13 protein-coding genes are annotated in these 19,423 nt (G+C 70.9%); 8 read left to right on the plus strand and 5 right to left on the minus strand.

Annotated elements, in window-relative coordinates:
- Positions 1-24 precede the first annotated feature (24 nt).
- Both ABZV40_RS40445 and ABZV40_RS40450 read right to left on the minus strand, forming a co-directional pair.
- Complete coding sequence (locus ABZV40_RS40445; protein ID WP_355454494.1) at positions 25-1,188, minus strand: hypothetical protein; 1,164 nt, start codon at positions 1,186-1,188, stop codon at positions 25-27.
- Positions 1,185-2,261, minus strand: coding sequence for a helix-turn-helix transcriptional regulator (locus ABZV40_RS40450; protein ID WP_355454496.1), 1,077 nt, complete (start codon positions 2,259-2,261; stop codon positions 1,185-1,187). Before ABZV40_RS40450 ends, ABZV40_RS40445 begins: the two co-directional genes overlap by 4 nt.
- Before the next feature lie 241 nt (positions 2,262-2,502).
- Here ABZV40_RS40450 and ABZV40_RS40455 point away from each other — a divergent pair, with 241 nt between their 5' ends.
- The gene (locus ABZV40_RS40455) at positions 2,503-3,135 is read left to right on the plus strand and encodes a hypothetical protein (protein WP_355454498.1); all 633 of its coding nucleotides are present in this window, start codon (positions 2,503-2,505) and stop codon (positions 3,133-3,135) included.
- A 19-nt stretch (positions 3,136-3,154) separates the two neighbouring features.
- Here ABZV40_RS40455 and ABZV40_RS40460 read toward each other — a convergent pair whose 3' ends face one another.
- Positions 3,155-5,797 (minus strand): hypothetical protein, encoded by a 2,643-nt coding sequence (locus tag ABZV40_RS40460; protein ID WP_355454500.1) that lies wholly within the window; start codon positions 5,795-5,797, stop codon positions 3,155-3,157.
- Positions 5,798-5,969: 172 nt separating this feature from the next.
- Between ABZV40_RS40460 and ABZV40_RS40465 the strand changes: the two genes are divergently transcribed.
- Both ABZV40_RS40465 and ABZV40_RS40470 read left to right on the plus strand, forming a co-directional pair.
- Positions 5,970-6,533 (plus strand): Chromate resistance protein ChrB, encoded by a 564-nt coding sequence (locus ABZV40_RS40465; RefSeq protein ID WP_355454502.1) that lies wholly within the window; start codon positions 5,970-5,972, stop codon positions 6,531-6,533.
- Complete coding sequence (locus ABZV40_RS40470; protein WP_355454504.1) at positions 6,530-6,946, plus strand: DUF1232 domain-containing protein; 417 nt, start codon at positions 6,530-6,532, stop codon at positions 6,944-6,946. The genes ABZV40_RS40465 and ABZV40_RS40470 overlap by 4 nt, the downstream gene beginning before the upstream one ends.
- Before the next feature lie 205 nt (positions 6,947-7,151).
- Here the strand turns inward: ABZV40_RS40470 and ABZV40_RS40475 are convergent, their stop codons facing one another.
- The gene (locus tag ABZV40_RS40475) at positions 7,152-9,023 is read right to left on the minus strand and encodes a S8 family serine peptidase (protein ID WP_355454506.1); all 1,872 of its coding nucleotides are present in this window, start codon (positions 9,021-9,023) and stop codon (positions 7,152-7,154) included.
- Positions 9,024-9,378: 355 nt separating this feature from the next.
- Between ABZV40_RS40475 and ABZV40_RS40480 the strand changes: the two genes are divergently transcribed.
- From ABZV40_RS40480 to ABZV40_RS40490, 3 genes are all read left to right on the plus strand, one after another.
- Positions 9,379-10,581, plus strand: coding sequence for a calcium-binding protein (locus ABZV40_RS40480; RefSeq protein ID WP_355454508.1), 1,203 nt, complete (start codon positions 9,379-9,381; stop codon positions 10,579-10,581).
- 13 nt (positions 10,582-10,594) lie between these two features.
- Entirely contained in the window at positions 10,595-11,422 is an 828-nt protein-coding gene (locus tag ABZV40_RS40485) for a hypothetical protein (protein ID WP_355454510.1), read from the plus strand.
- A 69-nt stretch (positions 11,423-11,491) separates the two neighbouring features.
- Entirely contained in the window at positions 11,492-14,683 is a 3,192-nt protein-coding gene (locus ABZV40_RS40490) for a BTAD domain-containing putative transcriptional regulator (RefSeq protein WP_355454512.1), read from the plus strand.
- Here the strand turns inward: ABZV40_RS40490 and ABZV40_RS40495 are convergent.
- The gene (locus ABZV40_RS40495) at positions 14,676-15,650 is read right to left on the minus strand and encodes an NADP-dependent oxidoreductase (protein WP_355454514.1); all 975 of its coding nucleotides are present in this window, start codon (positions 15,648-15,650) and stop codon (positions 14,676-14,678) included. The genes ABZV40_RS40490 and ABZV40_RS40495 overlap by 8 nt on opposite strands.
- Positions 15,651-15,743: 93 nt before the next feature.
- Here ABZV40_RS40495 and ABZV40_RS40500 point away from each other — a divergent pair, with 93 nt between their 5' ends.
- Both ABZV40_RS40500 and ABZV40_RS40505 read left to right on the plus strand, forming a co-directional pair.
- Complete coding sequence (locus tag ABZV40_RS40500; protein WP_355454516.1) at positions 15,744-16,616, plus strand: LysR family transcriptional regulator; 873 nt, start codon at positions 15,744-15,746, stop codon at positions 16,614-16,616.
- A gap of 61 nt (positions 16,617-16,677) precedes the next feature.
- Positions 16,678-19,356: a BTAD domain-containing putative transcriptional regulator gene (locus ABZV40_RS40505; protein WP_355454518.1), complete on the plus strand. Its 2,679-nt coding sequence runs from the start codon at positions 16,678-16,680 to the stop codon at positions 19,354-19,356.
- The last annotated feature ends 67 nt before the right edge of the window (positions 19,357-19,423 follow it).

The following is a 19,423-nucleotide window of genomic DNA, read 5'->3' on the forward strand; positions in this document are numbered from 1 at the left end:
ACCTGAGGTCGATGAAGGCGCCCTTCATCGACAACGGGGCGTCATCCGGAGCAGGTGCCTGCTGTGCAGCACGAGGCCGAGGTCGGCGATGACCTTGCCGACCTGGCCGGTGCGGTGGTTCTGCCTCCTGCTGGGCTGGGCTCGTTCGAGATGCGCTCGCCAGGTCTGCCGATCGGCGCGCCAGGCGTGCACGTACTCCTCGCACAGCTCGGGTTTGATGTACTGGGAACGTCCGCACGCCGCCTTGAGCGAGTCGAGCATCCTGTGTCGCCGCTCGGGGTTTCCTCCCATGCGCCGCACCATGTTCATGGTTTCCATGATGAAGCTCTGCCGCTTCGCCAGGTAGTGACGCCAGTAGGCCGCGTTGGCGTCCCGGAGCGAGCGTCCTTCGTCGAGCAGCCAGAAGAGTCCTTCCGCGAGGACGTCGCCGAGCTCCTCCATCCGGGCACGCTCGTCGCGGGCGAACGGGTCGTACTCCTTCTGCCGCGCGACTCCGGTCACGGCCGTCGGCTGGAGTTGTTCGCCGTCGAGCAGGAAGAACCAGTCCTCGTTGTAGATGTTGGGGAAGAACGAGGTAGTCGACCTGGTGTCGACTACGAGCGCGCCGCCCCCGACGAACACGTCCTGTGCCCCACCGGCCTCGCGGTAGGCGTGGCACACCACCGAGTTGTCCGGGTACCCGTGGATGTTCAGGCCGACCCCGGCGAACTGTTCGGTGAGCGCGGCCGCTCTGCGGAGGTCGAACGGTTCCGGGATCTCGATGTCGTCGTCGAGGAAGACGATCCGCTGCCAGCCCGCCATGCGCGCGATCAGCAGCCCGAGGTTGCGCTTCTGGCTGGTGTCCGTCTTGCGGTGGAACCTCGTGTTCGCCAGCAGGCGCGAGGTCCTGAACGCTGGAAGCAGGCCTTGGAGGGAGCTGCTCACGTCGACGGCGAGCAGTTCCACGTCCGCTGTGGCCGCGCGTGCGGCGACGTCGTCGGCTGAGGAGTACTTGCTGCACAACGTGACCAGTGTGCACCCGAGCTTCATCGCCAGGCTGATGGCGTGGTCCAGTGCCAGCGGGTTGCGGGCGGTGGGAACGATGATCGCGTCCACCCCGGCCTCGGGTGAGTCCCTGGGCGCGGTGTACAGCAGACCGCGGTGTGAACCGTGGTGGTGCTGGGAACGGATCGGGGCGGCTGCCTTCACGTGGTGGTCACAGGCCATTCGTGCAGTAGGAACTCGGGACTCGTCCAGTCGGGCGTGACGACGCTGCCCACCAAAACCTGCACGCGGCTGATGATGCTGAACGTGTCGTGACCGGCGAAGCGCTCCAGCACGTACGCGTTGTTGCGGTCGCGGAACCGGGCGTCGGTCAGGGCGCGGACCGCGCCGAGCGTCCCGCGCGAGTACATGCCGTTGCAGATGGAGACGGTGCGCTTGCGGTTGAACGGGTTGGGCGATCGGTAGAAATGTGCGACGTCCTCCTCGAGGATCCATCGCTCTTCGGTCTTGCGAAGCGTGGGCCGGAAGATCTCGCGAGCTCCGCGCTGGACGACCTCGAACCCGCCCGTGTCGTTGTCGTTCTGTCGTTTGTGCTGCTGGATCGGCAGGTCGATCCGGTGCAGCACCTCGGCGGTGACCTGGTTCCAGTCGACACCGCCCAGCAGCACGAGATGGCTGGTGTACTCGTCCGGCGTGAGCCGCAGCGATCCGGTGCGCACGTGGACGTTGTTGCCGGGGTTGAGCGCGCGGATGTGGCCGTGCAGTTCCAGCAGCGCGTCCAGGTCCGAGTACCGGGACAGCTCCACGTAGTCGGGATCTTCCGGGTGGGTGAAGGGAAGCGGGTCGAGCAGTCGCCGCGGCAGTTCGGAGCAGACGATCGTGATGTCCTGGTTGGGGGGAAACCGCCAGAGGTTGTCGGTGGCTGGGGCGGGGTCACCGGCCGGAGCTCCGTCCAGCGCCTGGTTTCGCAGCTTGACGAGTTCGGCGAGCAACGTGTCCTTGCTCGCCTGCTCGGCCTCCGTCAGCTGGTCGACGAGCCGGAACGGTCGCCGGTCGACGGAACGGGGCGTGGCGAAGAAGGTCGCGTAGGCGTCCAGGCGGTGCTCGGGAGGCAACACCGGATCGCTCTGCCGTTCCCACGACGAGATCAGCGGAACGCTGACGTCGAAGGCCTGGGCCAGCTGCTCCTGGGTGATGCGCGTGCCCGGCCAGCACTGCTTGCGCAGCGACCGCAGTCGCCGCGCCAGTTCCTGGGCCGGTCCCTCAGCGGAGGTCACGTCATCACGTCCTTCAGCTGAAATTCAGTGAAAGGTACCGCAACGCTGGTTCGTCGCCGCTCGCCACGCCAGCGTTACAGCGGACTTCAGTCACTCGCCGGCGTTCCTGTGGCAACTCGTCAAGCCTATTGCTAGGAACCTCACACGAGCTTTACTCTGAACTATAGACCTGAAGCTAGATCAACTGAAGTTTTCTGAAGGTCCCGTACCTGCCGGCTCATGAGGTCAGGAGGCGGGGAGCATGAATGCCCTGTCGTCGGTTCAACCGATCTACCCGGTTCCGCGCGTGATCGTCATGGCGGCCATCCAGGTGCCCGCGGCCTGCAGCAACTCGGTGCGAGCCCAGCTGCGCTGGGACACCTACCAGCTGTTCGAGCGGGCCCTGCTGCACAGCGAGAGCACGACGGATCTCCGCGACCGGCACGTCGACCGGGTCGACGGGCTGATGACCCTGATCCACGTCACGGACCGCTTCCCCAAGACCTGGTTGCTGACCAGGTTCGCGCCGAGGCTGCGGGAGTTGCTCGACGAGCGCAACGAGGATCAGTGCGATCCGTTGCGGCTCAGGATCGCCATCCACGCCGGGGACGTGGCCTGCGACGACGCGGGATGGTTCGGTGAGGAGATCGAGATCGCCAACCGGCTGCTCGCGGCCCCCGCTCTGCGGACCCGCCTTCAGCAGACCCCGTCGCCCCTCGTTCTCGTGGTGTCCGAACAGATCCACCGCTCGGTCGTCAGGCACGGTTACGACGGCATCGACCCGCAGGCGTTCACCCCGTTGATCAAGCTCCAGGTGGCCGGTCTCGAATGCCGCGGCTGGGTGCACGTGCCCGGCGGTCCGGCGGGGGACTTCACCGGACCGCAGGCCCGGTGAAGCTCCCGCCGGCGTCAGCTCAGCTGAGGCCGAACTTCCAGATCCCGCGACCGTGCGTCGCGACGTACACGGCGTTGTCGGACTTCGAGTACTCGGCGTCGAGCACCGCGGTGGTGGGCAGCCCACCGCCCATGCGCTGCCACTGGGTCGACCCGGCCGGGCGGTACAGCGTGGCCAGGTCGGTGGCGAGCACCAGGGCTCCGGTGGAGAGCACCTTCACCGCGTTGGCGGGCACGTCGGGCAGGTTCGCCGAGACGTCCTTCCACGTGGCGCCCTGGTCGGTCGTCTCGAAGACGTGGCCGACGCCCGCGCCGGGACCCTCGGTCCAGCGGCGGCTGAACCCGTTGAACGCCACGAACGCGTGGTTCGGGTTGGCGGGGTCGACGCCGAAGCCGGCGACGTACCGGTTGGGCAGCACGCCGTCGGCGGGCAGGTTCAGCTGGTGGAAGCTCTTCGCGTCACCGAGCTTGCCGACCGCGATGCCGCGGGTGAAGCCCTGGTTGTTGCACGGGCCGCACCAGCCGACGTAGGCGACGCCCTGGGACAGGCTCACCGCGGTGGCGAGGTGGCCCGCGCCGAGGTCGAACGCGTTCTGCCAGTCCTTGCCGTTCTTGATGCCGAATCCCTTGGTGTTCAACCAGATGTGCTGGCCGCCCGCGATCCAGTTGTTCACGTTGTGGTCGTCGGCGGCGAACGGGGCGATGAAGCGCGCGGGCTCGTCACCGGGGCTCGACGTGTACGGCTGGATGTCCACCGAGGTGGAGGCCGAGGAGTCCGGGTTGGTGTTGGCGTTGCAGTTCTGCGTGGCCCGCATGGCCAGGTTGGTGTACTCCTGCACCTGCCGGCACGCGTTGTCCGGGTCGGCGAGGGAGTCGCCGCCGTCGCCGCCGAACGGTGAGCCCATGGTGGTCTCGCCCGCGCGCAGCATCGAGGCGCCGTTGTCCTGCAGGCCACCGCTCACGCCCACACCGGACTTGCCGTTGTAGGTGTCCTTGCCGACCGACACCGAGTAGTACTGCAGGGCGTCGATGGTGCCGTCGTTGAGGTTCTGCCAGTCCGTGGCGTGGCCGTCGCGGTCGGCCGACCCCTGCACCGGGCGGCGGTAGAGGCCGCCGTCGTTGCCCACGAAGACGTACGGCTTGCCCTGGTAGGACCCGATCGCGACGGAGTGCTGGTCGGAGTGCGTCGTCTTCTGGCAGGTGTTCAAGCTGTCGTCGGGGTTCCAGCAGGCGAAGCTGAAGTTCCAGTACGGGCCGACGACCTTCCAGTTCGAGCCGCCGTCGGTGGTCTCGTTGACCTCTTCGAGGCCCGCGTAGACGTGGTCGGGGTTGGCCGGGTCGACCGCGAGGAACTGGTTGTACCAGGCCTGGATGCCGGGGCCGTAGCCCTTGCCGCCGACGGACTGCTTGAGCGCGGAGCCGGAGTTGGCGAGCTTGGTGGAGTCGGCGATCTTGTTCCACGGCCCGGAAGGCGAACCGGTGTTGGAGACGTAGATGCCGTCCAGGTAGCTGTTCACGGTGCCGACGGTCTTGTTGTAGAGCGTCGGCGACTGGTTGATCACGTACAGCTTCGAGCCGTCCGCGGCGAACGCGAACGTCGCGAAACCGATGTCGTTGGGCTGGATGGCACCGCCGGGGTTGACCTTCGTCCAGCCGCCCGCGGTGTAGTCGGCGGTCTCGTAGAAGCCGTTGTAGGTGTCACCGCCGCGCCAGGCGATGGCCGCGACCACGTGCTTGGGGTTGCGCGGGTCGACGGCGACGTCGTTGACGATGTTCTTGTAGGCCGCGCTCGGGTCGCCGGCCTTCGAGCCACCGGGCAGGTAGTCGGGGTTCGGGGCGTACTCGAGGTGCCACGCGCCGGTCGTGCTCGCGGCGTCGTGGGTGAACAGGCCGCGGTTGGTCGCCGCCCACACCTTCCCGCCCGCGAAGCGGACCTTCTGGATGACGCTGCTCTCCAGCTCGGGCCCGCCCACGCGCATCTCCGGCGTGAACTGACCACTCCGCGGGTCGGCCAGGCGGTAGACGCCCGAACCGACGTAGCTGGTGGCGCCCGTGTTGGCCTCACCGGTCGCGTACCAGAGCGAACCGTCGGCGGCCAGGGCCAGGTCGCCGGTGGACAGGCTCGGCAGCTGGTCGGCGATGGGCGTCCAGTTGCCGCCGCCCGTGCTGGAACGCCAGACGCCACCGTTCGCACCCGCCGCGTAGACGTAGCCGGCGTTGTCGGCCGCGAGACCGGTGATCCGGCCGGTCACGTTGCCCGAACCGCCGCTGGAGTTCGACGCGTAGTCGCGGTAACGGGGATCGTCGCTGTTGTACGGGACCTTCGTGATCTCCGACCATTGTCCCGGTGTGGCGGAAAGCCCTTTCAGCTCGGTGAAGGCCGCACCGTACGCGCCGGGTGCGACGATTCCGGGAGCGGAGCGCGCCTGCGCGAACTGGCCGACCGCGGTGGAGTACTCGAAGGCTTCCTCACCGGCCTCCTGAGACTCACCCATCATCGCCTCGAGCATTTCTCGCGGCTGATGCGGCAGCCCTTCGCCCGGTTCGTCGGCGAGGCCCAGCACCTCCTGGAACTCGTGGTTCGTGCCGACTACGACCAGACCTGCGACCAGCGCGGCCGCGGCGCTGAGTGCGATTGTCCGTTTTCTGCTCAAAACGGCCATTTTCGGCCCTCCTTGGTGCGACGGTGGCCAAAGGCAACCTGAGCGCCTCGGTCAAATCCAGGAGGTGGGAATAACGATATGACCGTACTAATTAACATTCTATTCGCTGTGAATGCATTCACTCGGACGACGGTGTCAAGTCGGGGCGGCGTTACGGATGTAACATCTGGGTGTGACGGATGGTGCGGACTGGTTGCTGATCAGCGTCTCCACCGCCGGAGGAGCGGCGACGCTGCGCGTGCACGTGTGGCGCAAGCTGCGGTCGCTGGGCGCGCTGTACCTGCAGCAGTCGGTGTGCCTGCTGCCCGCCCGGCCGGAGGTCGTGAAGGAGGTCCGGCGGCTGGCGGATCGCGTCCGCCATCAGGGCGGCACCGCGCGCGTCCTGCGGATGACGTTCACCGACCCCGCCGAGGAACAGTCGGTGATCGCCGAGTTCAGCACCGCCCGTGACGCCGAGTACGCCGAGGTCCTCGAACGCCTGCCGGAACTGCGCGACGAGCTGGCGAGCGAACAGGCCCGCGGCAACGCCACCTACGCCGAGGTCGAGGAGTCCGAGGCCGACCTCGAACGCTTCCGCACCTGGCTGGCCAAGATCGCCGCCCGCGACTACTTCGACGCGCCCGGCGGTGCGGCCGCTCGCGAGGCCGTCGGCCAGGCCGCCGCCGAACTCGCCGCCTTCGAGGAAGCCGCACTGCGCGCCGAAGCGCCGGAGGCACCCCGCGAGGTGCGACCGTGACCGGCTCGTTCTGGTGGGACCTGCTCATCGGCATCGGCGCCGCGCTGCTGCTGAGCTGGATCGCCCTGGTCGCCGCACTGCTCGTCGCCCGCCCGCGCGGCGGCCTGCTGCGCGAAGCCCTCCGCCTGCTGCCCGACGTGCTGCGCCTGGTCCGCCGCCTCGCCGCCGACAACTCGCTGCCCCGCGGTGTCCGCATCCGGCTCGGGCTGCTGACGGTCTACCTCGCGCTCCCGATCGACCTGATCCCCGACTTCATCCCCGTCCTCGGCTACGCGGACGACGCGATCATCGTCACCGCCGTCCTGCGCGGCGTCGTGCGCCGGGCCGGACTCGACGCGGTGCGCGCGCACTGGCCCGGTACGGACGACGGGTTCGCGGCGGTGGTCCGCCTCACCGGCCTGGACCGCCGGTGACCGGGCCGGGTCTCGGCGAGCACGCCCTTCCGCTCGGACAGGATTTGTGGCGCCGTCGGACGTACGGATGTCCTCCGCCGCGCCGTCTCCTGAGGCCGGGGAACGGTTTCGCGCACCGCAAGCCGGCGCTTCGCAGGGACGCGCGGTCGGTTCGGTTCGAGGACCGCCCGGCCGGCCGCTGACCAGCCGGGCGGTCAACGCCGAGCTACGAGGCGAGCGGGATGTCCCCGCCGACGCCCCACTGGGTGGTGCTGATGCCGCGCACGTACCAATTGCCTTCCCACGGACGCCACACGGCGAGGTCGGTCACCCCGTCACCGTTGTAGTCACCGGGAACCGGGATGTCCCCGCCGACACCCCACTGAGTGGTGCTGATACCGCGCACGTACCAGTTGCCCTCAGAAGGCCGCCACACGGCGAGATCCGCGACGGCGTCGCCGTTGTAGTCACCGACGACAGGAACGTCACCGGCGACGCCCCACTGGGTGGTGCTGATGCCGCGCACGTACCAGTTGCCCTCGGAAGGCCGCCACACGGCGAGGTCGGTGATGCCGTCGCCGTTGTAGTCACCCGGAACGGGGATGTCGCCGGCCATGCCCCACTGGGTCGTGTTCATCCCGAACACGTACCAGTTGCCCTCAGAAGGCCGCCACACGGCGAGATCGGTGATGCCGTCGCCGTTGTAGTCGCCGGGAACCGGGATGTCGCCGGCGACGCCCCACTGGGTGGTGCTGATGCCGCGCACGTACCAGTTGCCTTCGGAGGGGCGCCACACGGCGAGGTCGGTGATGCCGTCGCCGTTGTAGTCACCGGGAACCGGGATGTCACCGCCCACGCCCCACTGGGTGAGGCCGATGTCGTGCACGTACCAGTTGCCCTCCCTCGGCCGCCAGACCGTCAGGTCCGTCGTCCCGTCGCCGTTGTAGTCGCCTTCCGGGCCCCACTGGGTGAAGAGCGAGTGCAGCAACCGGTTCGGCGATCCCGGGCCGGGATCGCCGACCAGGCCGGCCGTCGCCATGCGGACGACGGCGTCGTGCACTCGCTCGGCCGGGGCCGCCGGGTGCCGCTGGAGGTACAGCGCCGCCACGCCGGCCACGTGCGGCGTGGCCATCGAGGTGCCGCTGATCGAGTTGGTCGCCGTGTCGCTGGTGTTCCACGACGAAGTGATGCCCACACCGGGTGCGTAGAGATCGGTGCAGGTGCCGAAGTTCGAGAACGACGCCCTGGCGTCGTTGGTGCCCGCGGCGTTCACCGTCAGCGCCTGGGCGACCCTGGCCGGAGAGGTGGAACACGCGTCGGTGTTGGAGTTGCCCGACGCCACGGCGTAGGTGACGCCCGACGCGATCGAGTTGCGGACCGCGGTGTCCAGCGGGTCGAACGCGCCACCGCCCAGGCTCATGTTCGCGACCGCCGGCCTGACCGCGTTGGCGGTCACCCAGTCCACTCCGCTGATCACGCCGGCGTAGCTGCCGCTGCCGCCGCAGCTCAGCACCTTGACGGCGACCAGGCGCACCGCCTTCGCCACGCCGTACTCCGCGCCACCGATCGTGCCCGCCACGTGCGTGCCGTGGCCGTTGCAGTCGGTGTCGTTGCCGTCTCCCGTGGTGTTGGTGCCCCAGCTCGCGCGTCCGCCGAACGTCGAGTGCGTCACGCGGATGCCGGTGTCGATCACGTACGCGTGCACGTTCTGCGCCGTGGGGCCGTAGTTGTAGCGCTGGTCCAGCGGCAGGTTCCGCTGGTCGATCCGGTCCAGGCCCCACGAGGGCGGATTGACCTGAACCGAGTCCGCCTCGACCACGGAGTCCTGGTACACCGCCGCCACGCGGGGGTCACGGGCGAGCGCCCTGGCGTTCGCCGCCTTGGTGCCGACCGCGAAGCCCTGCAGCGCGTGCTGCCAGCTCGCGATCACCTTTCCCCTGTACTGCTTGGCGAGTGAGCTCGCGCTCGCCGTCGCCACGCCGTTGCGGAGCACGACCACGTACTGGTCCGCGATCGCCTTCCCCGCCGGTGCGGCGATGACGTCCCCTTCTGCGGCCGAGGCCGTCGCAACGCCGGTGGACAGCCCGGTCGCGGTCACCACAATCCCTATGAGCGCGCGCCATGAGGCGCGTCTGCCCGAGGTTTTCACAACTGCCCCTCTCGTCCAGGCGCACGGACCGCGATCGGCCGATCACGGAAAGGATCCAGTGCACCTGTAAGGAACGTCGTGGCAGCCGAACGTTCGTAACCGAAAAACAGGGGTTTCGGCCCAAATGACTCCGTCGGGACCACCCGGCTACGCGAGGTGTCCGGCGCGTCCCCGCGCAGACAGCAGCCGGTGATCTGGTCCTTTCGCGCCGCGGCCTCCTCCCGCGGGCAGCGGATTCCCAGAGCTTGCCCAGCGGCGTGGGACAGAGTCGGCCCACACGCATTCGAGGTAGGGGAGGAACCTGATGCGATCAGCAGTTCTGGCCGCCGCGGTGCTCGCCGCCGCCCTCGCGGTCCCGGCGACACCGGCGTACGCGGCCGCCACCTGCAACGGACTACCGGTCACGATCTCCGGGACCGCGGGCAACGACTCGATCATCGGCACGCCCGGCAACGACGTCATCGCGGCCGGTGCGGGCAACGACGTGGTGCTGGGGCTCGACGGCAACGACACGGTCTGCCTCGGCCCCGGTGACGACCTGTTCGACGGCGGCGCGGGCGACGACACGATGGTCGCCGACGCGACCCCCGACGGCGCCGACACCTTCGTCGGGAACTCCGGTTCCGACACGGTCACCTATGCCGCGCGCACCACGGCGGTCACCGTCACGCTCGACGGCACCGCCAACGACGGCGCGGCCGGTGAGCGCGACAACATCGCGGCCGACGTCAGGCAGATCATCGGCGGGGCGGGCAACGACGTGATCGACGCCGGCGCGGGCACGCAGCAGACGAACGTGTCCGGCGGGCCCGGCAACGACACGCTGACCACCAACACGAATGCCGACGGTGGCGCGGGTGACGACACGCTCAAGCTGGTCAACAGCGGCAGCGGGCAGCTGTTCGGCAACGACGGCAACGACACGCTCTTCGGCGGTCCCGTCCGGGACGACCTCGTCGGGGGCAACGGCAACGACAGGCTGTTCGGGGGAGGTGGCGACGACTCGCTCTTCGGCGGTCCGGGCAACGACCTCCTCGCCGGGGAGGCGGGCAACGACGACCTGTTCGGCCAGGAAGGCGACGACGAGCTCATCGGCGGTCTCGGCAACGACATCGTGAGCGGTGGCGACGGCAACGACGTCTCCGACTCGCTGGTCTCCCTGGACGGCAGCGACTTGTTCTTCGGCGGCGACGGCGTCGACACCGCCAACTACAGCCCCCGCCAGTTCGGCGCCGGCAAGACGTTCACCATCAGCCTGGACGGGGTGGCCGACGACGGCGAGCCCGGTGAGGGCGACAACAACTCGACCGACGTCGAGAACGTCAACGGCGCTGTGGGGCCCAACGTCATCACCGGCAACAGCAGCGCGAACGTGTTGCGCGGCGGGCAGTCGAACGACGTGATCCGCGCGGTCGACGGCATCTCCGGCAACGACACGGTCATCGGCGGCATCGGCACCGACCTCTGCACCGCCGACCCCGGTGACACGAAGGACTGCGAGCTCTGAGGGGAGAAAACACATGCGCAGAAGCAAGTTCTCACGCGGGCTGACGGTGGCGGGCGCGACCGCGGCACTGCTCGTCGGCCTCACGGCTCCGGCCGGTGCCGCGACGCTCGACGAGGTGAGCGGCAACGGCCACGGCACGATCTTCCGTTCCGCGGGCAGCAACTTCGGGGTCCCGCTGCTGGCCCGCTTCCAGTACCACTTCACCGGCGGCGACCACCACATCCGGCAGGTCTCGGCAATGCCGTTGCCGCAACAGATCGCGGTGGAGGTGGCGTTCGCCGACGAGAACGGCGACGACGACTACGGCTACCGCGTCTCCACCGAACACGTCGACGCGACCGGCGTCGTGCAGGCCTCGTTCCACGGCACCTGCGTCGGCCAGTGCTCGGTGTTCCTCTTCACCCGCCCGGCCGCGGACGTCGTCTTCGTGCTCGAGGGTTTCCGGGTCACCTTCGACAACGGCGACCACCACCTGGACAAGATCGGCGTGCAGGAGGACAACGGCGTTCTGACGACGGCGTTCCGGGACAACAACGGCGACGACCCGTTCACCTACGACGTCAGCTACGCCTGGGTGCCGCGCAGCCGGTTCGGCACCCTCGCCGAGTCGTCGAACGTGGTGCACGCCGGCGGTCTGGCGACCCCGGCGGCGTTCGCCGGTGAGAAGGTCATCCGCGGTTTCTCCGTGGACAACGTGAACACCGGCGACAGCGGTGACAACCACATCCGCGACCTCGGCGTCGTGGCCAACTTCGGCAACTTCGAAATCCGCTACGGCGACGACAACCCGGGCAACTCCGCCGACTGGCGTTACCTGGTGCGGTACGGCGTCCTGGTCTGATCGTGTATCTGCGGCGGGCACGGCGGCACTTCACGAGGAGAGTGCTTCTTCCTCGTGCGGAGGCTCGCCGTGCCCGTCCAGTTCAGGATCCTCGGACCGCTGGAGGTGCTGGTCGACGGCCGGGCGCTGGCGCTGGGCGGGCCGCAGCAACGGGCACTGCTCGGATTGTTGTTGCTGGCAGCCAACAGGGTGGTCTCGCAGCAACGGCTGATGACCGACCTCTGGGGCGACAGTCCACCTGCGACGGTGAAGAACCTGTTGCACGGCTGCGTTTCCGGTCTGCGGCGCGTGCTGCCGCCGGGCCGGCTCGTCACGCGGTCGCCCGGCTATCTCGTGCGGGTGTCGCGCGGCGAGCTGGACGCGGACGAGTTCGAACGGCTGGCGGCGGACGACTCGGTGGCGGCCGCGCTGGAGCTGTGGCGCGGGCCGGCGTTGCACGACCTGGAACTGGACGCCTGCCGGGTCGCGGCGGCGCGGCTGGACGAGCGGCGGCTCGCCGTGCTGGAACGGCGGATCGACCTGGACCTCGACCGCGGCCGGTTCACCGGCCTCTCCGCCGAACTGGCGGCGCTGGTGCGCGAACACCCGTTGCGCGAACGGTTCTGGGCGCAGCTGATGGTCGCGCTGTCCGGTACGGGCCGGCAGAGCGAGGCGCTGGCGGCGTTCCGGCAGCTGCGCGCCGCGCTGGTCGACCAGCTGGGCATCGAGCCGAGCGCGGTGCCCAGGCGGGTGGAACGGGCGGTCCTCGCGGGCGAGGACGCGCTGGCCGCGTATCGGGAGCACGAACCCCTGTCGCCGGCACCGGACCGCCCGGTGCCGGCTCAGCTTCCGGCGGCGATCGCGGCCTTCACCGGGCGGGCGGCTGACCTGGACCGGCTTGACGCCCTCGTCGGCGGGGCCGGGTCCGGCGATCTCGATGCGCGTGGCGCCGGTGAGCCGCCGCATCCGTCCATCGCGATCGTGGCGGGTGCGGCCGGGGTCGGCAAGACCACGCTCGCCGTGCACTGGGCGCACCGCGTGCGCGACCGTTTCACCGACGGCCAGCTCTACGTGAACCTGCGCGGACACGCCCCGACGCCACCGGTGCAGCCCGCGGGCGCCCTGACCGGATTCCTCGCGGCACTGGGACTTCCGGCCGCGCAGATCCCGTTGGACCTCGACCGGGCCGCCGATCTCTACCGCACGATGCTCGCCGACCGGCGGATGCTCGTGCTGCTCGACGACGCCCGCGGTGTCGACCAGATCCGCCCGCTGCTGCCCGGCGGCCCTGGTTGTGCCGTGGTGGTGACGAGCAGGTACGGACTCGGCGGTCTGGTCGCCAGGGACGGCGCGGCCCATCTCGCGCTCGACGTGCTGTCACCGTCCGAGGCCGTCGCGCTGCTGCGCCACACGCTCGGCGCGCGGGTCGACGCCGAGCCCGAGGAGACCGCGGAACTCGCGCGGCTGTGCGGGTTTCTGCCTCTCGCACTGCGCATCGCCGCCGCCAACCTGACGTTGCGGCCAGGCCGGACCATCGCCGCGCACGTCGCCGGCCTCGCGGCCGACGACCGGCTCGACCGGCTCGCCGTGGTCGGTGACGACGAGACCGCTGTGCGCGTCGCGTTCGACCACTCGTACGCGGCCCTGCCCGAGGAGGCCGCCCGGCTGTTCCGGCTGCTGGGGCTCGTGCCGGGACCGGATTTCTCCGTCGCCGCCGCGACGGCGTTGCTCGGCGCCGAGGCCGGGCCGGGGCTGGACCTGCTCGCCGACGCCCACCTGCTCCTCCAGCCGGTACCGGGCCGCTACGCGTTCCACGACCTGCTGCGCCTGTACGCGGCCGAGCGGGCCGCGGGTGACGACGACCGCGACGAGGCGCTCGGGCGGCTGGTCGACTGGTACCGGCACGGTGTCGACGCCGCCGTCCGCACCCTCGACCCGGAGGCGGTCCGGCTCCCGCCGGCGACGGCGGAACCCCTTGCCACGTCAGCGGAAGCGCTCGCCTGGCTCGACGCGGAACTGCCGGGGCTGGTCGCCGTCGCCCGGCTCGCCGCCGACCGCGGACCAGCCGAGATCGCCTGGCAGCTCACCACCTCGCTGCGGCCCCACTTCTGGCGCCGCATGTGCACGGTCGAGTGGCTGGCGGTCGCCACGGCAGGCCTCGACGCCGCCACCGCCGCGGGCGACCTCACCGGACAGGCCGCGGCGACCCTGTGCCTCGCTGACCTGCACCGGCTGTACGGCCGCTACCGGGTCGCGATCGACCACTACACGCGTGCCGCCGCACTGGCGCGGTCCGGCGGCTGGCTCGACGGTGCGGCGGTGGCGTTGAGCAACGTCGGCACCGCCCACTTCTGGCTGGGCGACCTGGCGCAGGCCGCGGAGCACTACCGGCAGGGCCTCGACGTGGCGGTCAGCACCGGTCGCGAGGCGGGGGAGGCGAACACGCTCGGCAACCTCGGGCTCGTGTACGAGCTGCAGGGCGAGCTCGGCCGGGCCGTCGAGCACCACCGCCGCGCGCTCGCTCTGCACCGGCGGCTCGGGGCGCGGCAGAAGGAGGCGGTGAACCTCGCGAACCTCGCCGACACCTACCACCAGCTCGGCCGGCTCGACGTGGCGTACGACCACATCACGCAGGCGCTGAACCTGCACCGCGAGGTGGGTGACCGGGGTGCCGAGGCCGAGTCGCTGCGCGTCCTCGCGGGCATCTGGCTGGACCAGGGCAAGCACGACCGGGCGCTGGACCGCGCCGTCGAGGCGGTCGCGCTCGCCACCGAGACCGGTCATCTCCCGATCAAGACGAACGCCCTGAACACGCTCGGCACGGTGCGGCTGCGCCGAGGCCAGGCCGAGGCGCGCGACGAGCACGAGCACGCACTTCGGCTCGCCCGCGCCGCGGGCACGCTCTACGCGGAGGTCGTCGCCCTCACCGGGCTCGCCGCGTGCCTTCTGCACGACGACCCGGACCGCGCCCGCACGCTGGCCGAGCACGCGCTCGCCGAGACCGACCGGGTCGCGTTCCGCATCGCCGCCGCCGAGGCCCTCACCGTGCTGCTGGAGATCCACCTCCACACCGGCGACCACGAACGGGCGGCGGCGTACGGGCACCACGCGCTCGCCCTGCACCGGACCACCGGTCACCGTCTCGGTGAGGCCCGCACGGCGTTGCTCCTCGGCCACGTGCTCGAACCCGCGGCGGCCCGGGCGGCCTGGCGCCGGGCGGCGGCGTTGTTCGCCGACGTCGGGGTGCCGGAAGCGGCGGAGGCGCGGGCGCTGCTCAGCTGACGCGGACGAGCATCTTGCCGGTGTTGTCACCGCGCAGCACGCCGAGGAACGCCTCGACGACGTTGCCGAACCCGTCGACGACGGTCTCGTCGACGCGCACCGAGCCGTTCTGCAGGTGCGGAACCAGGAAGCGCTCGAACGGTTCCCGTGCGTCGAGGTGCTCGCGGACCAGGTACCCCTCGACGCGCAGGGACTTGAACATCACGTCGGCCAGGTTGCGCGGCGCGGCGGGCGGAGCCGAGCTGTACTGGGCGATCGCGCCGCACCAGGCCACCCGGCCGTGCTCGCGCAACGCGCCGATGGCCGCCTCCAGGTGATCGCCGCCGACGTTGTCGAGGTAGACGTCGATGCCTCGCGGAGCGGCCTGGGCGAGCTGCTCGCCGACCGGGCCGTCGCGGTGGTTGAACGCCGCGTCGAACCCGATCTCCTTCAGGTGCGCCACCTTCGCCGCGGACCCGGCGCTGCCGATGATCCGCCCGGCGCCCATCAGCCGCGCGATCTGCCCGGCCGCGCTGCCCACGCCACCCGCCGCGGCCGACACGAACAGGTCCTCGCCGGGCCGCAGCCGCGCGATCCTGGTCAGCCCGACGAACGCGGTCAGCCCCGTCCCGCCCAGCACCCCGAGGTACGCGCTCAGCGGCACGCCGCCGGCCGGGTCGACCCGCCGCAGGTCCGCGGCGCCGACCGCGGCGTGCGTCGTCCACCCGCCGCGGTGGAACACGGTCGTGCCGACCGGGAGCCCGGCCGACCGCGACTCGACGACCCGTCCGATCGCCCGGCCTTCCCGCCCGGCCTCGCCGGTGTTCATCAGCTGCCGCATGTACGGGTCGACCGACAGGTAGACGTTCTCCACCAGCACCTGCCCGTCGGCGAGGACGGGCAGCGGCTCGGTGACGAAGGTGAAGTCCTCCGCGCTGGGAGTCCCCTGCGGGCGGCGGACCTGGCGGACGGCGAGGAATGTGCTCATGCCGCCAACGTAGGAACCGGCGGCGCGGCGGAGCAGAGCGCGGAATCGATCGATCCCGCCCTTCCATGAACGGCGCTCATGGATAGTGGCAGCGTGGACCTGAGCCCCTCCGAACTGCGCCTGCTCATCGCCGTGGACCGCACCGGCAGCTTCACCGCCGCGGGCCGCGAGGTGGGCCTGTCGCAGTCCGCCGTGTCGCACGCAGTGCGGGAATGCGAACGCCGCGTGGGCGCCGTGCTGTTCGAGCGGGGCCGTCACGGCGCACGCCCCACACCGGCCGGCGAACGAGCACTCGTGCACGCCCGTCAGATCCTGCGCCAGCTGGAGCTCCTGCGCACCGAGGCCCGCGGCGCGGCCGCCGGGTCGATCACCGGCCCGGTGCGCGTCGCCGCGTTCCGCACCGCCGCCGCCCACCTGCTGCCACCCGCGCTCGACCGCCTCACCAACCGCTTTCCCGGCCTGAAACCGCAGGTCCTCGTCGTGCCGGAGCTGGGACGCGGCACCGCGGGCGAGGTGGCGGACGGCCGTGCGGATCTCGCCATTGCCACGCTCGACGACAACGCCGAGCTGCCCGGTCTGCGGCACGGCGACCTGCTCACCGAGCCGTACCTGCTCGTGCACCCGGCCGGTCACCCGGACCCGCGCACGCTGCCGTTGCTCGACTGGCCGGAGAACTGCTCCTCCTACACCCGGCGCTGGTGGGCGACCCAGGACTGGCTGCCGCCGCGCAGGCTGGACGTGGCCGACGACAGCGTCGTGCTGTCGATGGTGGCGCAGGGCATCGGCCTGGCGGTCCTGCCGCAGCTGACCGTGCTGACCCCTCCGCCGGGCGTGGAGATCGTCGACCTCGGGCCCGACCGGCCGACCCGCAGGCTGGTCCACGTGACCACCGCCGCGGCGCGGCACTCGCTGGCGGTGCGCGAACTGGTCCGCGAGCTGCTCGCCGTGACGAAAGCGGTCCGCTAAGTCCGATTGATCGGTATTCACCATCCATTGTGGAGGCGCGAAACCGTGAAATGATGCGCCCATGGGGGTTGAGTTCGAAGTGCTCGGTGAGATCCGGGCACGCGTCGACGGCGTGGTGATCGACCTCGGGACGGCACGGCAACGCGCGGTCCTGGCGGCGCTGGTGACGGAACCCGGCCGGCCCGTGCCGCTCGACCGGCTGGTCGACCGCGTCTGGGGCGACCACGCGCCCGGCACGGTGCTCACGAGCGTGCGCAGCTACGTGTCGAAGCTGCGCGGCCTGCTGCCCGGTGTGGACATCGTCGGACGGGCGGGCACGTACACCGTCGACCACGACCCGGCGGACCTCGACGCCCACCGGTTCACCGCGCTGCTCGCTCACGCCAGGCAGGCCGCGGACGACGCGGCCGCCGCCGAGGCCTACCTGGCCGCGCTGGCGTTGTGGCGCGGAGAGCCGTTCGCCGGGCTGGACACCCCGTGGTTCAGGGCCCGCCGGCACGCCCTCGTCGAGGCACGGCACGCCGCCCTGCTCGACCACCTCGACCTCCGGTTGCGCCGCGGCGCGCACGCCGAGGTGCTGCCGGAACTGGTCGAGCTCGCCGCGAAGCACCGGGACGACGAACGGGTCGCGGGCCAGCTGATGCTCGCGCTCTACCACAACGGCAGGCAGGCCGAGGCGCTCGAACAGTTCGACCGCACCCGCCGCTTCCTCGCCGACGAGCTCGGCGCCGATCCCGGTCCGGAGCTCGCCCGCCTGCACGAACGCGTCCTGCGCGCGGACCTCCCGGCCGCCGTCTCGGCCGTGCCGCGGCAGCTGCCCGCCCGGCCGCAGGTGTTCGCCGGGCGGTCGCGGGAGCTGGACGCGCTGGGCGGCGTGCTCGACACCCGGTCGGCGGTGGTGATCTCCGCGATCGGCGGCGCCGGCGGTGTCGGCAAGACGTGGCTCGCCCTGCACTGGGCGCACCAGCGGCTCGACGCGTTCCCCGACGGCCAGCTCTACGCGAACCTGCGCGGCTTCGACCCGCGCACCGAGCCGGTCGGGCCCGAGGTGGTGCTGCGGGCGTTCCTCGAAGCTCTCGGCATCGAACCGGACGCGCTCCCGGTGGGCCTCGACGCGCAGGCCGCGTTGTTCCGCAGCGAGCTGGCCCGCCGCCGGATGCTGATCGTGCTGGACAACGCCCGTGACGCCGCGCAGGTCGTGCCGCTGCTGCCCGGTACGGGCCCGAGCCGGGTCGTGGTGACGAGCCGCAACCGCCTGGCCGCGCTGGTGTCCGGGCACGGCGCCCACCCGTTGACGCTCGACGTGCTCGACCGCGACGACGCGCGCGCCGTGCTGATCGGGCATCTCGGCGAGCAACGGGTGCACGCCGAGCCGGACGCCGTCGACGCCGTGCTCGACTACTGCGCGGGTCTGCCGCTGGCGCTGGGTGTCGTGGCCGCACGGGCGCTGGTGCAGGCCGAGCTGTCGCTGACCGCGCTGGCCGCGCAGCTGCGGCAGGCCCGGCTGGACGCGGTCGACACCGGCGACACCGACGTGAACCTGCGCGCGGTCCTGTCGTGGTCGCTGCGGGCGCTGCCGCCCGGTGCGCGCGACCTGTTCGCGTTGCTCGGGCTCGTGCCCGGTGCGGACATCGCCGTGCCCGCCGTGACGTCGTTGTTCGGCGCGCCCGCCCAGGACCTGCTCGACGAGCTGGAGCAGGCACATCTCGTCACGCAGCACGTGCCGGGCCGCTACCGGATGCACGACCTGGTCAAGCTGTACGCCGCCGAGCAGCCGTCGTCCGGTGACGTCGCCCTCGGCCGGCTCGTGGACCACTACCTGCAGACGGCCTATTCGGCCGAACGCGTCCTGTTTCCCGCCCGGACGGACGTGAAGCTGCCCGACGCGGCCTCGGGCACCGTCGTCGAGGCGATCCCGGACACGACGGCCGCCGTGACGTGGTTCGACGCCGAGGAGGCGAACCTGCTGGCGCTGCGGAAGATCGTGGGCGAGCGGGCCTGGAGTCTCGCCTGGTGCATGACGACCTACCAGGTGCGCAGGAACAAGTACGCCGACCGGCTGGAGCTGTGGCTCGCCGCACTGCCGCACGCGGAGAAGTGGAACGTGTGGGAGCTGACGCTCGCGCACCGCTCGGTCGCGGACGCCTACGCGCACCTCGGCAGGCACGACGAGGCGATGCACCACCTGCGGCTCGCGCTGGCCGCGGCCGAGAAGTCGGGCAACCCCGTGACGCACGGCAACGTCCACTACGGAATCGGCGCCGCCTACGAGGAGCGAGGGGACTACGAGTCGGCGGTGGAGCACTCGACCCAGGCGCTGCGGCTGTACCAGAAGGGCACGAACCGGACGATGATCGCGCAGGGCCACGCGGCGGTGGCGTGGCACAGCGCGCTGGCGGAGCGCTACGACGATGCCCGCGAGCACGGCGAACGCGCGCGCGAGTTGTTCATCGAGCTCAACGCGGTGAACAGCCTGGCGTGCGCGGTGGACACCCTCGCGCTCGTGGCGAACAAGACCGGCGACCACGCCAGAGCGGTCGAACTGTTCCGGGAGGCGCTGGAGCTGTTCCAGGAGGACGGCGACCTCGCGCACGTGGCCGACGCGACGCTGCACCTCGGTGAGGCGCTCGTCGCGACCGGAGATGAGCGGGCAGGACGTGCCGCACTGGTGCGGGCACACGAGCTGTTCGTGAGCCAGGGGCGCACGGCGGAGGCGGAGCGCGTCGCCAAGCTGCTCTGACCTGCGGTCCAAGGTTTCTCCAACTCTCCCTGCGCAGGATCGGTTCGTTCCGTCTCCGGGGTGACGG

It is taken from the genome of Lentzea sp. NPDC004782 (assembly GCF_040609115.1).
In the GTDB taxonomy this organism is placed as follows: domain Bacteria; phylum Actinomycetota; class Actinomycetes; order Mycobacteriales; family Pseudonocardiaceae; genus Lentzea.

Excerpts from the sequence above, each read along its gene's own strand:
- ABZV40_RS40455 (WP_355454498.1), top strand. The coding sequence starts at position 2,503 with ATGAATGCCCTGTCGTCGGTTCAACCGATCTACCCGGTTCCGCGCGTG.
- ABZV40_RS40460 (WP_355454500.1), bottom strand. The coding sequence starts at position 5,797 with ATGGCCGTTTTGAGCAGAAAACGGACAATCGCACTCAGCGCCGCGGCC.
- ABZV40_RS40480 (WP_355454508.1), top strand. The coding sequence starts at position 9,379 with ATGCGATCAGCAGTTCTGGCCGCCGCGGTGCTCGCCGCCGCCCTCGCG.
- ABZV40_RS40485 (WP_355454510.1), top strand. The coding sequence starts at position 10,595 with ATGCGCAGAAGCAAGTTCTCACGCGGGCTGACGGTGGCGGGCGCGACC.
- ABZV40_RS40495 (WP_355454514.1), bottom strand. The coding sequence starts at position 15,650 with ATGAGCACATTCCTCGCCGTCCGCCAGGTCCGCCGCCCGCAGGGGACT.
- ABZV40_RS40505 (WP_355454518.1), top strand. The coding sequence starts at position 16,678 with ATGGGGGTTGAGTTCGAAGTGCTCGGTGAGATCCGGGCACGCGTCGAC.